General features: G+C 47.0%; 15 protein-coding genes and 1 riboswitch. Of the genes, 4 read left to right on the forward strand and 11 right to left on the reverse strand.

Going from position 1 to position 12960, the window contains the following annotated elements; all coding sequences use genetic code 11:
• Positions 1-75: 75 nt before the first annotated feature.
• On the forward strand, positions 76-999 hold the full coding sequence (locus KNO98_RS02360) for an alpha/beta hydrolase (protein ID WP_214698676.1): 924 nt from the start codon (positions 76-78) through the stop codon (positions 997-999).
• On the opposite strand, the gene KNO98_RS02365 is transcribed toward KNO98_RS02360, so the two are convergent.
• On the reverse strand, positions 932-1627 hold the full coding sequence (locus KNO98_RS02365) for a CPBP family intramembrane glutamic endopeptidase (protein WP_214698677.1): 696 nt from the start codon (positions 1625-1627) through the stop codon (positions 932-934). The two genes, KNO98_RS02360 and KNO98_RS02365, sit on opposite strands and share 68 nt — an antisense overlap.
• A gap of 86 nt (positions 1628-1713) precedes the next feature.
• Between KNO98_RS02365 and KNO98_RS02370 the strand changes: the two genes are divergently transcribed.
• Together KNO98_RS02370 and KNO98_RS02375 are read left to right on the forward strand one after the other, a co-directional pair.
• Positions 1714-2397 carry a lytic transglycosylase domain-containing protein gene (locus KNO98_RS02370; RefSeq protein WP_034771456.1) on the forward strand — a complete coding sequence of 228 codons (684 nt, stop codon included), beginning with the start codon at positions 1714-1716 and terminating at the stop codon, positions 2395-2397.
• 28 nt (positions 2398-2425) lie between these two features.
• Positions 2426-3013: a DUF1643 domain-containing protein gene (locus tag KNO98_RS02375; RefSeq protein ID WP_214698679.1), complete on the forward strand. Its 588-nt coding sequence runs from the start codon at positions 2426-2428 to the stop codon at positions 3011-3013.
• Positions 3014-3022: 9 nt separating this feature from the next.
• Here the strand turns inward: KNO98_RS02375 and KNO98_RS02380 are convergent, their stop codons facing one another.
• The 7 genes from KNO98_RS02380 to KNO98_RS02410 form a co-directional block, all read right to left on the reverse strand.
• Positions 3023-3757 carry an energy-coupling factor transporter transmembrane component T family protein gene (locus KNO98_RS02380; protein ID WP_214698681.1) on the reverse strand — a complete coding sequence of 245 codons (735 nt, stop codon included), beginning with the start codon at positions 3755-3757 and terminating at the stop codon, positions 3023-3025.
• Positions 3739-5082 (reverse strand): ABC transporter ATP-binding protein, encoded by a 1344-nt coding sequence (locus KNO98_RS02385; RefSeq protein ID WP_214698683.1) that lies wholly within the window; start codon positions 5080-5082, stop codon positions 3739-3741. Before KNO98_RS02385 ends, KNO98_RS02380 begins: the two co-directional genes overlap by 19 nt.
• Positions 5075-5650 carry an ECF transporter S component gene (locus KNO98_RS02390; protein WP_012726387.1) on the reverse strand — a complete coding sequence of 192 codons (576 nt, stop codon included), beginning with the start codon at positions 5648-5650 and terminating at the stop codon, positions 5075-5077. Before KNO98_RS02390 ends, KNO98_RS02385 begins: the two co-directional genes overlap by 8 nt.
• Positions 5643-6233, reverse strand: coding sequence for a YkoF family thiamine/hydroxymethylpyrimidine-binding protein (locus KNO98_RS02395; RefSeq protein WP_026825912.1), 591 nt, complete (start codon positions 6231-6233; stop codon positions 5643-5645). The genes KNO98_RS02390 and KNO98_RS02395 overlap by 8 nt, the downstream gene beginning before the upstream one ends.
• Before the next feature lie 82 nt (positions 6234-6315).
• A riboswitch (TPP riboswitch) is annotated at positions 6316-6416 on the reverse strand.
• 59 nt (positions 6417-6475) lie between these two features.
• A complete protein-coding gene (locus KNO98_RS02400) occupies positions 6476-7675 on the reverse strand; it encodes a GTP-binding protein (protein ID WP_214698685.1) in 1200 nt (399 codons plus the stop codon).
• Positions 7676-7783: 108 nt separating this feature from the next.
• Positions 7784-8050 carry a hypothetical protein gene (locus tag KNO98_RS02405; protein ID WP_026825910.1) on the reverse strand — a complete coding sequence of 89 codons (267 nt, stop codon included), beginning with the start codon at positions 8048-8050 and terminating at the stop codon, positions 7784-7786.
• 12 nt (positions 8051-8062) lie between these two features.
• On the reverse strand, positions 8063-8944 hold the full coding sequence (locus tag KNO98_RS02410; RefSeq protein ID WP_026825909.1) for an SMP-30/gluconolactonase/LRE family protein: 882 nt from the start codon (positions 8942-8944) through the stop codon (positions 8063-8065).
• 137 nt (positions 8945-9081) lie between these two features.
• Here KNO98_RS02410 and KNO98_RS02415 point away from each other — a divergent pair, with 137 nt between their 5' ends.
• A complete protein-coding gene (locus KNO98_RS02415; RefSeq protein WP_371742732.1) occupies positions 9082-9690 on the forward strand; it encodes a class I SAM-dependent methyltransferase in 609 nt (202 codons plus the stop codon).
• 393 nt (positions 9691-10083) lie between these two features.
• On the opposite strand, the gene KNO98_RS02420 is transcribed toward KNO98_RS02415, so the two are convergent.
• From KNO98_RS02420 to KNO98_RS02430, 3 genes are read right to left on the reverse strand one after another with little or no spacing between them, the layout of a single operon-like run.
• Entirely contained in the window at positions 10084-10893 is an 810-nt protein-coding gene (locus KNO98_RS02420) for a DUF4097 family beta strand repeat-containing protein (protein WP_214698688.1), read from the reverse strand.
• Positions 10894-10911: 18 nt separating this feature from the next.
• The gene (locus KNO98_RS02425; RefSeq protein WP_214698690.1) at positions 10912-11661 is read right to left on the reverse strand and encodes an SDR family NAD(P)-dependent oxidoreductase; all 750 of its coding nucleotides are present in this window, start codon (positions 11659-11661) and stop codon (positions 10912-10914) included.
• Between the two features lie 2 nt (positions 11662-11663).
• Positions 11664-12956, reverse strand: coding sequence for an aminotransferase family protein (locus tag KNO98_RS02430; protein WP_214698691.1), 1293 nt, complete (start codon positions 12954-12956; stop codon positions 11664-11666).
• Positions 12957-12960 lie beyond the last annotated feature (4 nt).

Consider the following 12960-nt stretch of genomic DNA (forward strand, 5'->3'; position numbering starts at 1 on the left):
GCCCATCCTTATGTAAGAAAACAGGACCGTATCGATTCGTTTCGGGTACAATAGCGATGAAAGGAGTCGGTATATATGCAACAAAAATGGAAAATTGGATTAGCCTCACTATTCACAGGATACTATGCGGTCAGCTACTATGCCTTCAAACGGATGACGAGAGGCAAGCGCAAGACACCAGAGATGTTACTCGCTCCATATACGGAAGAGGACCGCGCATTTTATCACGACGTTCCATTTGAACACGTCTCGATTCAGTCCAAAGACGATTATCGACTCTATGGACGAATCTATCGGAACGATTCCTCGACGAAATGGATTGTCTTTGTGCATGGATATACCGCTTCACATAGTTTCATGGCTCCTCACCTCGCCATGTTCCATCGTCTCGGTTACAACCTGCTCCCCGTTGACTTACGATCACATGGTGAATCCGAAGGAATATATGCCTCATACGGCTATCATGAAAAATACGATATGATTGACTGGGTCGACTGGTTGAAAACAAATGAACAAGTCGAGCAAGTCGGTCTACATGGTGTCTCGATGGGAGCAGCGACCGTCTTACAGACGACACCGCTCACTGACGTCGATTTCGTCATCGCAGAATGTCCGTTTGATGACATGAGGCAGTTGATGCGTTATCAGTTAAAGGAATTGCATCGTATCCCGGCAGAGTTCATTCTTCCTGGAATCGATTATTTTCTGTGGTCCCGTGCCGGCTTCACAATGAAACAAGTTCAACCTAAAAAGGCCGTCACCGAAACGACGACCCCAATTTTATTTGTGCACGGTTCAAAAGATGATTTTGTCCCGACCTGGATGTCAGTCGAGATGAATGCCCTCAATCGTCACAATGACCTGACATTGATCGACGGGGCAGAACATACGAACTGTATAATCAAGGATGCCCCCGCCTATGAAGAGGCAGTCAATCGCTTTTTGCATCGACATGAATTGGACCAGCAATCAAATCAAGCAGTATATGCAAAACCATGACCGGCCACAGGACGCCCATCCCTAAGTATAAGATACCAAGTCCGAATCCGACGGTTCCTGTCGTAAGGACACCTTGTACCCCCTGATAAGCATGAGCGATGCCGAATAAGGCACCACCAATTAAGGCGAGTGTCATATTCGGTACCTCTATATAGAGGGAAATCGTGTACAGGAGGACTCCTCTGAAGATGAACTCCTCTGTCACTCCCGCAGTGATCGAAACGGCGCTCCATGCCTGTTCTTCAGTCTTCGTACGTGGTAGAAGTAATTTCTCTAAATCCAGTTCATAGTAAGGACGTAAAGCATTCCTGAGTCGAGATGAAATTTTTACAAACAAATAGAAGACGAATATCAAAGTAACAAGGACACATGATATTAAAAAGATTTGCCACGCTTCTTCATCTCCCGGTTCTGGTATAAATCTTAAACCAATTTCAGATAGCGGTACTTGAAATAAAAATACGAGAGCGACAATCAACAAGGTCAATCCCCATGCCGATTTCACGGTCTGTTCGTACACCCATGCCCGTCCTCTCGTTTCAATCAACGGACGAATCAATTTGGCATTGAAGATTTGAACAATCAGCATGTAGCCGATGATTGCTGTAAAAATCAAACGTTCGAGCATTCATATCCACTCCTGTCCTTCCTGTTAGCTATATGCTACACTATTCGGGTATTGTCTAAAAGCTAGGAGGCGGTATCTTGAAACGTATGATGCTGCGACTGACCGGTTTCATCATTGTGCTCGTGCTTTTGCTCGGGGCAGTCGGCTGGCTCGGTCAACATGATAAAGTGAACAATGGATTGTATCGAACCTATTATGGAGAGAACGGCGTCCCGAACACGCATCTCGCTGTGTATCAAGACGCAGCCGAAACGTATGACGTGGACTGGCGTCTACTTGCCGCCGTTCACCGTGTAGAGACGATCTTCTCCCACAGTTCTTCGATGCGCTCGTCTGTCGGCGCGATTGGACCGTTTCAATTCATGCCTCGCACATGGCTCGGTTGGGAATATGACACCGATGACCAAAAAGGCGATGTTCCGGAAGACGAAGTGGACTTGACGAACCTTGCCTTGATTGAACAGTATGGTGGTCTCGGTCGTGACGGGAACGGTGATGGAAAAGCAGACCCACACAGTCTAGTTGATTCTGCGCACACGGCGGCGTATTATTTAAGTGAACACGGTGGAAAAAAGACAGATTCGGTGGCATCCGTCCGAAACGCCATCTTCGAATATAATCGAAGTGAGCAGTATGTCAACGATGTCATGACGTATTTTGAAAACTATGAGTCAAGCGTGACGTTCATGCCTGATGAGCGTGATACGTTCAGTCAACAAGTCGCTTATTACACGATTCGATATGTCGAGTGGTTCAAAGCGCTCGGCTGATGCTTACATGAAAAAGTGAGGAATGGAAATGAACACGCTTGTAGAAGAAGTTACCATCCGCGTAAAATCAATCTTCAACGAAGGTAAAACGAAACGCTATATGCGAACGTATGAGTTCACCGATGTGGAGGATGGCGTCATCTGTGCCGTCATCATTTACTCGCCGCGGATGAGCGATGCCTTTTTGTCCGGCACGACGACACAGCGTGCTTATATGTTGATGCAAAATCATTTGTCACAACCGATTCGAGAAATGCGTGTCATCAGTCTCGTCCCGACACTCGCCATCAATGACAACCTCCCTTACGTGGAATCTCAACTTGATGAGACGAACTACCATTACGTCGAAGAGACGTTGCAAGAGGTAGATGCGAGCAGCGGGATGATCATCGTCGGCTGGGGATCGCCAGGTCGATTGATGCACCACGCGACATCTTATAAATCACTGTTTGCCGATTATGAGGCGAATATGTATTGCATCGGTACGACAGCAAAAGGCGAACCACAACAGATCCGAATGGCGAATGAGAATACGGTCCTCGAGGCGTTCAACAATGAATCAGTAAAACCGAAGTTCCGTATCGTGAAAGAAACGAAGAAAGACGACTCCGAGTGAGTCGTCTTTTTATATCCCTACCCAAATTGAAAGACCGAACAGTGTGAAGAACACACCTGACCACATGTAATCGGACGGTTTGACGTCAATCCGCTCATAGACGGTCCGTTTCCCACTCGTGAATCCTCTCGCCTCCATAGAGAAGGCGACACGTTCCGCCCGTCGGATCGAGCCTGCTAATAGCGGGAGAAGTAGTTTCGGCACATGTCGAACGCGTTCCCATTTTGTATCAAGAGGAACGCCACGAAGACGATGTGCGTATTGAAGCTGATACATTTCCTGTTGCATTAACGGTAGGAAACGGAATCCGACGAGCGCACTGTAGGCAATCGTCGGCGACAGCTTCGCCTGTTGCATCAGACTCATGACGAATCGTTTCGAATCGGTCGTCAACATGAAGAGAAGCGACAACACGGTGAACGCCAAAACACGTAGACTAAGAGAGATAGCGACGCGCGCCTCTTCTTTCGAAATGTCCTGACCGAGAAGGGTCACCCACGTTTCTCCCCCGAGCTCTTTCCCAAACACGAGCGTCGTCCAAAATGTTCCGAGCGCCGTGATGAGAAACGGGATCAAGAACAGGCTCCACCTTTTCCATGACACGTCCGTCGCCAAGGTCTGGATCACTAACGTACCGGCGATGATGACGAGTGGGGTCCACGGGTTATAAAACAAGGCCAGTCCGAACATCATAATCGTGAACGTCATAAACTTGACCGTCGGATTCATATCATGGAGTGACATCGTTGCCTCCCTCCCACTAACCGATAATGATGAAGTTTCTCCGTGTCCTGCCAAAGTTCATCCCCGAACGGTCCTGAGAGTACCCCATCCTTCATCAGATAGAACGTATTGGCGATGTTGGCGAACGACAAGTCATGGGTCACGAACAGGATCGTCTGTCCCTTTTTCGCATGTCGCTTCATTAACATCTCGAGTGCATGGAGTGACGGCTCGTCCTGTCCTGCCGTCGGTTCATCAAAGGCAAGCAACTGTTTGTTTGAGAGTAACTGGATCCCGACGGCGAGTCGTCGCTTCTGCCCATGACTGAGCGAAAGTGGATGGAGAGATCGTTTATTCTCGAGTGATAGATCCTCCAACACGATATCAATCGATTCCTCATGGCCAAACTGCAGTTCTTGCTCGACCGAATTCATGAAAAATAAGTGTTCCGGAGATTGAGGGACGAGTCCGACACGGCGATCACATTCCGTCAAACTTCGTAAAAACGTCGACTTTCCGCTCCCATTCGGACCCAATATGGCGATCACTTCCCCAATGCGAACTTGAAGTGTCACACTTTTTAATTGGAATGTATCACGCACCACCTCGTCGACCACATAGTGCTCGACTTCTTGTTGTGGTGTTGACGACGGTGTGAATGTAAAATCATCGACCGATCGAAACGGTTCGTTACGTACAATCCGTCCTTCTTCAAGTTCGATCTGCCAATCAAAAAAGTCTCCCCACATATGCGCGCGATGTTCGACAACGATGACGTTCACGTCATCCATTTGATCGAGCCATTCGACGAATCGATACGCGGTCACCGGGTCAAGGTGCGTCAACGGCTCATCGAGAAGCAACCATTCCGGTTGTCCAACCATGGCGCAGGCGACGGCAATCCGCTGTTTCTCCCCGCCTGACAAGGAATCGATGAGTCGATTTCGATAATCGGTCAGTTGGAGTGACTCGAGAATCTCTGTCACGCGCTGATCGATTACCTCGACTTGTGTCTCCAAATTTTCGAGTGTGAAGATGAGTTCCTCTTCCACCCGTTCCATCACGAACTGTGTGTCCGGGTCTTGGAACACGGTCCCGACCCGCTGATTGATCTCGCCCGGTGCATAGTCGTCGTATGATCGTCCGAACAGTTCGAGTCTGCCTTCAAGGATCCCATCACAATTCTCTGGATAGAGACGGTTAAATAGCGCAAGAAGCGTCGATTTCCCACTTCCGCTCGCTCCGCTCAATACGGTACGTCCAGGTCGTATGGAAAGTGTCACACCTTTTAAAATGGTGTCCTGACTTTCTGGAAACCGGAATGAGAGCGATTCTGTCTCAACCATGAACGTTCCCACTCCGAGCGATTGCATAGCCGCGAAGTGAACCTGTCTTCAATAACAAATCACTAAGCAACTTCCCTCCAATTCCTGCGATGACCATGCCACTAACCGCACGGAGCCCGAACATCGTCGCTACATATCCCGGTTCAAGCATCGCAAATCCGCTCATGAAGTAGGTATACACGAAACTCGTGACGGCCGAGCCAAATCCAGCAAGCATGAGAACCCAAAGTTCGTATCGACGATAACCCGTCATTGCAAAGACGGCTTCAGCACCAAGACCTTGAACGATGCCGACCAGGATGATGCGCGGTCCGATCGCATTCCCAATCAACATTTCAATCGTCGCAGCCATCACTTCCGAAATGAAGGCAGCACCCGGTTTTCGAATGATATACGCCGAGATGATTGACACGATGAACCAGATACCGAAGATCCACTCATAGGCGATTGGTCCAATCAACCCTGCCCATAAATTCCCGATATGGACGAACAATAAATAGACAACGGCAAAAACGACAGACAATACGGAGACGAGGACGACCTCTTTCAATTTCCACGACTTAAGCATGTTGACCTCCATGTGACGGACTGTTCACACTGAACGTCACCGTCATGACGACGTGTCGATTCTTCTCGCGCGTCCGGTTGAACGCCGCCTCGTAATACGAGAACACATCATCCAAATTCCCATGAATGCCTGACGCATAATGCATGGAGTCATTATACACACCAGCCTGTTTCGCTTGTTCGATTTCATCATAGATGAGATCCATATAGTTACCTGCACCCATCGGATAAAGCGCGAACTGTGAAGAGACATACTGCTCTCTTGACATTCCATTCAATGGTTGTGGTGGTGCATCGAGCGCCTCATCCCCAGCCGAATCTCCCGGACATCCGACGGAGAAGGTTCCGCTCATCGAGACATGGCGTCCTTCTTCCGAAGCCAGACTCAAGACTGTCCGTGCGACGTCGAACACGTGCTCGACGCGCCCTCGGATCACGGTCGATACGTCATCCGTATGTCGCCACACCCCTGTCATATTTGTTCCTTTCAATGCCCCTTTAATCGTCCCGACAAAGTCATCTGTCATCGGGCTAAGCGTGAAGCGAAATCCGACAATCGGACTCGTGCCACATGATTCATTCATCTTGTTTCCCCCTCTATATATGTTTGCATAGAAAAAGCCGCATTCATGAGAATGCAGCAACAAAATCTATACAAACTTGCATAGAGAAAGTGCCACACTTCCTCACGCCAGTATTACCTGGATCGAGTTATAAGGGATCGGAGCCATGCTCACATCTCAGCCGAAGCACCCCTAGTGCAGTCATTGATATGCGGTTACTTATGCAGTCACAGTATAGCGATGTTTCGTCACTTTGTAAACGGTCAATCTGAATAAGTGACGAGTTGGCCATTACCAGGAAGTGGGTCATGGAAGGCATTCCACGGCTCCACCATCTCCTCATCCGTCAACAAGCAAGCATCAAGTGACCGCTCGACCGTCTCCCGGTCCATCCGTTGACCGATGAGGACCAATTCGTTCTGTCGATCTCCGTACGGCTCGATGTAGTCCTCGCGTAGTTCAGGTTCTGAGGCAAACATCGCCTCTCGTTCATTCTCCGGAAGTGTCGCTAGCCAACGGCCCGCGTGTTCGAGCGTCGACGCGTATCCGGCTTGAGAGAAGAGACAGGCTAGGTCGTTCCGTGACGCAATCCATAAGAACCCTTTGGCGCGAACGATTTCTTCTGGATAATGCTCCATCCAATTCATCAAACGCTCAGGATGGAACGGTCGACGACGACGGTAAACGAACGAACTGATCCCATACTCTTCCGTTTCCGGCGTATGTTCTTCTGCCTCGAGCTCTTGAATCCATCCCGCCGCATGCATCGCCTGATCGAAATCGAACAAACGGACGTCTAGTAGATTGTCTAACGCCACGTCCGAGTAGGTCGAAGTCAACAATCGTGCGCTCGGGTTGAGCGTCTTGAGCAGACCCTTCATCTCCTGCAGCTCCGCTTCAGTCACCCGGTCCGCCTTATTCAATACGATGATATCCGCAAATTCGACTTGGTCGACGAGTAGGTCGACGACTTCGCGAACGTCACCTGTGTCGACGGCTTGTTGACGTTCTATGAGCGATTCACCGGAATTGAAATCCTTGAAGAAGCGGTACGCGTCGACGACGGTGACCATCGCATCGATATAGACACGGCTCGTCAAATCGATTCCGAGCGCATCATCGGCATACGTGAACGTCTGTGCGACGGGAATTGGCTCGGAAATCCCTGATGACTCGATGATAATCCCATCGAGGTCACGATTCTTTGTCAGCTCTTCGACAGCCGTGAGCAAATCCTCACGGAGGGTACAACAGATGCACCCGTTCGAGAGCTCGACTAACTTTTCATCGGTACGGGAGAACCCGCCCTGTTCAATCAACTTCTCATCGATGTTCAACTCACTCATATCGTTTACGATGACCGCATATTTTTTGTGATCACGGTTATGTAAAATGTGGTTGAGCAGTGTCGTCTTCCCGCTACCAAGATAACCTGAGAGTACCGTAATTGGAATTCGTTTCATGATGGACCTCCGTTAAATAGTAATCATTACTCTTTGTATAATGTAACGGTTCCACCCTTTTGTCAATAAAAAAACACGCCTCATCGACGTGTTTTCATGAACATTCAATTATTCTTCCAACGCTTTCCGTTCTGCTTCTGAACGCGGATAGGCGTTCGCTTGCCACTCGGCTCGATAAATGGAGTCGAGCTGCGTCAATCCGACTTCATCCTCGTCCTTGTCCGAATCGACACTCGGGACCTCGTCCCACTTCGGATCGAGATAAGAATGATCCTCTTCCCGCGCTCGACTTTCTTGTAATTTTTGAATTCCCACCTTGACCGCTGCCGCAACTGCCAATCCAATACCTGCTCGCACTAACAGTCGTTTCACCATCGTATGTCCTCCTCAACGCCCAAAGCGATAAAGCGGCATCCCTTTCACATCTGTCTCGATAATAAATACCGATCCAGCGTCCGGATGTTCGGTTAACGCCTCCTCGTCCATCCCTTCACGTGCTGTTGTGATGGCTAATCGATTGAGACCATCCCCGATGAAGGCGCATGATGTGACATTCGGGGCAGGGACGTGAACTTCTAACACTTTTTCACCGGTCGATGGATCCCAGCGAGATACTTTACTTCCTGCATAATGTGCGATCCATAAAAAACCTTCCGTATCCGATGTCATGCCATCCGGGAAGCCGTCCTCTTCCGAAAAGTCGATGACGACCTTTCCGTTCGACAATGTGCCGGTCTTCATGTCAAAATCATATTGTCGAATTTTTTCGGTCGGTGTATCAATATGATAAAAAACGGAATGGTCAGGAGACCACGTCAACCCGTTTGAAAGTGTCAATTCATCCATAAGTGTTGTCGTCGTTCCATCGCGGTCCACCCGATAGAGAGATGCCTGATTCTCTTTATCGTCCAAGTGGAGCGTCCCGGCAAAAATACGACCGTACGGATCGGCTTTCCCATCATTAAAACGTAATCGACCTTCAGGGTCATCCAATTCGACAATTTTAATTAACTCCCGGTTGATTTCATCCCATTCATAAATCCCGTCTTTAAGACCAAGGACGACACCATCCGTCACTTTTGGAATGACGAAACCGACCTGTTTTCCGACTTCGAAAGAAGAAATCTCGTCTTCTCGCTCGTCATACCACCATAACGTATGACCTTCGATATCCACCCAATAGAAACGCTTCAACTCAGCATCCCAACAAGGACCTTCACCAAGCGTATTTCGTACCCGAATCCACAACGACGCATCTATTCTTTCCATTACTTAGCCTCCACTCTATCCATTAGTTCAGAAATCTATTCCCTTCTCCCATCTGGACTATGCATGAATTCGAAAAATCGTAGAGGATTTCCACCCTAGTCTCATCATTTTGATATATTTATGGAAAGGTGAGAGGAGTGGATCATTTGTCTAAATGGAACGATCGTTATAATACCGATGAATATGTGTACGGAACGGAGCCAAATCAATTTTTACTCGACTTCATCACAACACATCGGCTTGAAGGAAAACATGTGTTAGCCATCGCTGAAGGAGAAGGTCGAAACGCAGTATGGCTCGCCACACTCGGACTCGACGTCGAGATGTGGGACGCTTCGAAAGTAGGACTCGAAAAAGCGAAACGCCTGGCGGCTTCACGAAACGTGTTCCTTCAGATGAAACAGATCGACTTGAATGAAGCCGACTGGCAAAAAGAGGCGTATGACATGGTCATCTGCATCTTTGGTCACTTTCCTCCGCATGTCAGAGAAAAGGTGTTCGCCGGTATCCAAAAAACGCTTCGCCCTGGTGGTGTATTCCTGACTGAAGTTTACTCTACAAACCAACTCACTTACGGGACAGGCGGACCGAACGACGCCTCCCTTCTCTACACCGAAGGGATGTTCCATCAACTCGATGAAGATTTCGCCCCTCTCGTCTTAAACGAGACGGTCGTATGGCGAGAAGAAGGCAAGCTCCATCACGGCGAATCCGCTGTGATTCAATATGTCGGGCAAAAACGGTAATAATGACCTCTTCGTTTAAAGCCTTGTTTTATGGACTGAGTGACTCCAGTTCTATGCGGCAATTAGATGGCTCCGGTATTGTTCCGTGGTCATCTTTTCTTGTATTCCGTTGTTTGTGTTCGTCAATGAAAACAAGGGCATTGGGCGATTAATTCTGCGCCTGACATATTTGTATACGATCGTTCTTACTCTATATACGCTTTAAAAATAGCGCTGTGCTCTTCCTCAGTTTATATTACGAAGAAAAGTTGAGTCTATTTTATAAGCGACAACTAAAAACATCTTGTATACGTTTTGACGTCGAAACGTATACAAGATGTTTTAATTTAACGATGAAGTAGACTTGTATCCCCTATGTTGATTTTAAGTCACTTTGGATTGTGGTGCTTAGTTTTATTTTAAATACAACCATCCAGAATTCGTTTTAACTTGAATCGTGGGATTCGAAAGACTGGGTTGATTGATTTCAAGAGTCGGGCTTGTTTGCGAGCGTTGAGTCGCGAAGTCGGTAGATACCTTTGTACGTTCCTCACGAATGTTCGTTGTTAAAAAGAATCGATTTTCAGGAGGTACCTGTAAATAGATATCACCCGACGTGTTTTTAATAGAGATTGAGTCGTCCATGTTCTGAAGTGACAAGTGTAGGTCGCCCGAAGTCATCTCGATTTCGCCCTTGCCATTAAATCTTTCAAGACGAAGATTGCCCGATGTCGCCTTCAATTTGAAAGATTCCCCAGTAAACCCCTTTAGGACATGGTCTCCCGAGGTCGATTTGACGATGAGCTCTTTTGATTGAATATCACTCATTTGCATCGGTTTGCTTGTTACGTTCATTTGAATGCTCCCGTATGTCTTACTCGGAACAGCGATATGTAGCTCCAAATCTTCGTTGATCCATTTTTTATTGATTGGGGACTGGATGGCGACTTGAAAAGAGCGACCAGACCTTTGTGTCGAGAGTGCCTGGTCCACCTCCTCCTCGGTACCAGGGAATACTCCTTTCAATTCTACAACGATTTTATCTTCGTCATGGGCGTGAAAGAAGACGCGTGTACTTGGAGCGTCAACCAAGATGTTTGATACTGTTTCAATATTATCCGTAAATTCATAACGATCGTTCACTTCCGTTCCTTGAGATGGAGTCAAAGCGCACCCTGAAACTAATAGAATCACCCCTGTGAAGATCCATAAGCTTTTTCTCATCAAATCATCCCTTTCCACTCAATGTAACGTCCATCCACCATCAAGCACTAAATTGTGACCAGTCATCATCTTTGAAGATTTCGCGCTGAGAAACATGACCGCCTCTGCGACATCGGACGGGGAAGCGTAACGCTCAAGAGGAATTTTCCCCAGCTCGTTCTCGATACAACGATTACTCGATAAGATATGATGATTCTTTTCTGTTTTTACATACGTTGGAGAGATGCAATTCGCTCGAATACCATAGGGAGCGAGCTCAAGTCCAAGAACCTTGGTCAAATGGATTAAACCAGCCTTGCTGACGCAATATGGAACACGTTCTTTGTTCGCGACCATCCCATGTTGTGACGTTATGGTCGTAATGGTCCCGACATTTCCTCGCTTCACCATTTGTGCGGCTATGGCCTTTGTGAGTAGAAAGGTTCCAATCCAATTAATTTCTGTCACTTTTCTTAAATCACTAGGCGTCCAATCGAAGAAACTTTTTAATATGTTTATGCCTGCCACATTTACTAGATCAGTTACGTCGTAAGTACCGTTTAAAGAATCGACAAATTTCGGTATTTCTTCATCGTTTTCCAAATTTAAAGAGTAGAAAACCATCCGAGATTGATCCTGAGATGAGAGTGATTCGAAAAACTCTTGTAGTATCCGTTGTTCTGACTCAATTTCAGTCGCTATAACGCGGTGACCTTTTTCTAAAAAGCTTCGAATGATTGCTTGACCAATCTCACTAGCGGCTCCCGTGATTAAAATAGTTTTTTTCATATTCAGTTACTCCTCAGTTGATGTTCTTTGGCGTATTCTCTCATGGTGTCTGACAGGATCAATACGATTTGATCTAATTCTGAATAGGTCATTGTATACGTCGGAAGTAACATCAGGCCAGTAGAATACTTGTTGGCATAGGGGTAGCAAAGTAGTCCATTCGTTTTTAACTGATTCGAGAAGCTTAACACCTCGTCAAAATCATCATCCATATCTAGTTCAACCGCCAACATCATTCCCTCTCCGCGAACCGCCTTGATCAATGTAAATTCTTCTTGGCATTGCAATAGCTTTTTCAATAAATGATCTCCCTTTTCGCATACGATGCTCTGATAATCCTCTCGCTCGAGCAACTCAATCGTCTTCACAGCAGCCGCGCAACAAAGTGGGTTCGCGTTTTGCGTGGAGAAGTGGTTTATGAAATCTTCGTCTCCAATTCGTCGTGTGACGCGTTGACTCAAGAGTACCGCTCCAAGTGGCAGCACTCCGTTATTAAGCCCTTTTGAGAGACATAAAATATCAGGGATAATTTCGGTGTCTTCATATGCAAATTTCGGTCCTGTTCGATAGAAACCCGTACTAATCTCATCAAAGACGAGCAATACGTCATATTCTTCACATAGCGCTTTCAATCGTTTTAAATAGCGAGATGATAGCTTAACGACACCAGAAACTCCGAGAACCGGCTCGAGTATGAATCCCCCGATTCGTTCTCCATATGCTGTGAAGAAGTCCTCTAACGACTTGATTGAACTCGATACGGTCCCTTTCTCTTCAAATGGTATAGGTAGATAGGCAAAGCCCTGTAGCATAGGACCATAGGGTTTGTAATACGCCTTGTCTATCCCCGTCGCCGTCATCGATCCATAGTGAGTGCCATGATAAGACGTTTCGAACACTCCTATATACTTTTTGTCATGGTGACTAGCAGCAGAATGATGACGACGAATCAATTTGATCGCTAGTTCCACCGCTTCAGAACCGGTACATGTATACATCACCTTATCAAATCGTCGATTTGTGAAAGCAATCAACTGTTCAGCCAGTTGATAGGCAATTTCTGTGCAACTTGTCCAAGGGTTCACAAAACTGACTGTCTGCATTTGACGAGTGATTGCATCTTCTATCTCTTTATTCCCATGACCTAATATCGTGTTCCATAACCCACTAATACCATCTAAATAAGACTGTCCGTCCTGATCGATGACGGTCGCACCAGCTGCAGTTTTAACTTTGATGATTTGTGCGTAATGCTTTTGAGGAAGAATCGGATGAATCAACGGATGACTATTCATGTTT

It is taken from the genome of Exiguobacterium sp. s57, from assembly GCF_018617685.1.
Taxonomy (GTDB): domain Bacteria; phylum Bacillota; class Bacilli; order Exiguobacteriales; family Exiguobacteriaceae; genus Exiguobacterium; species Exiguobacterium marinum.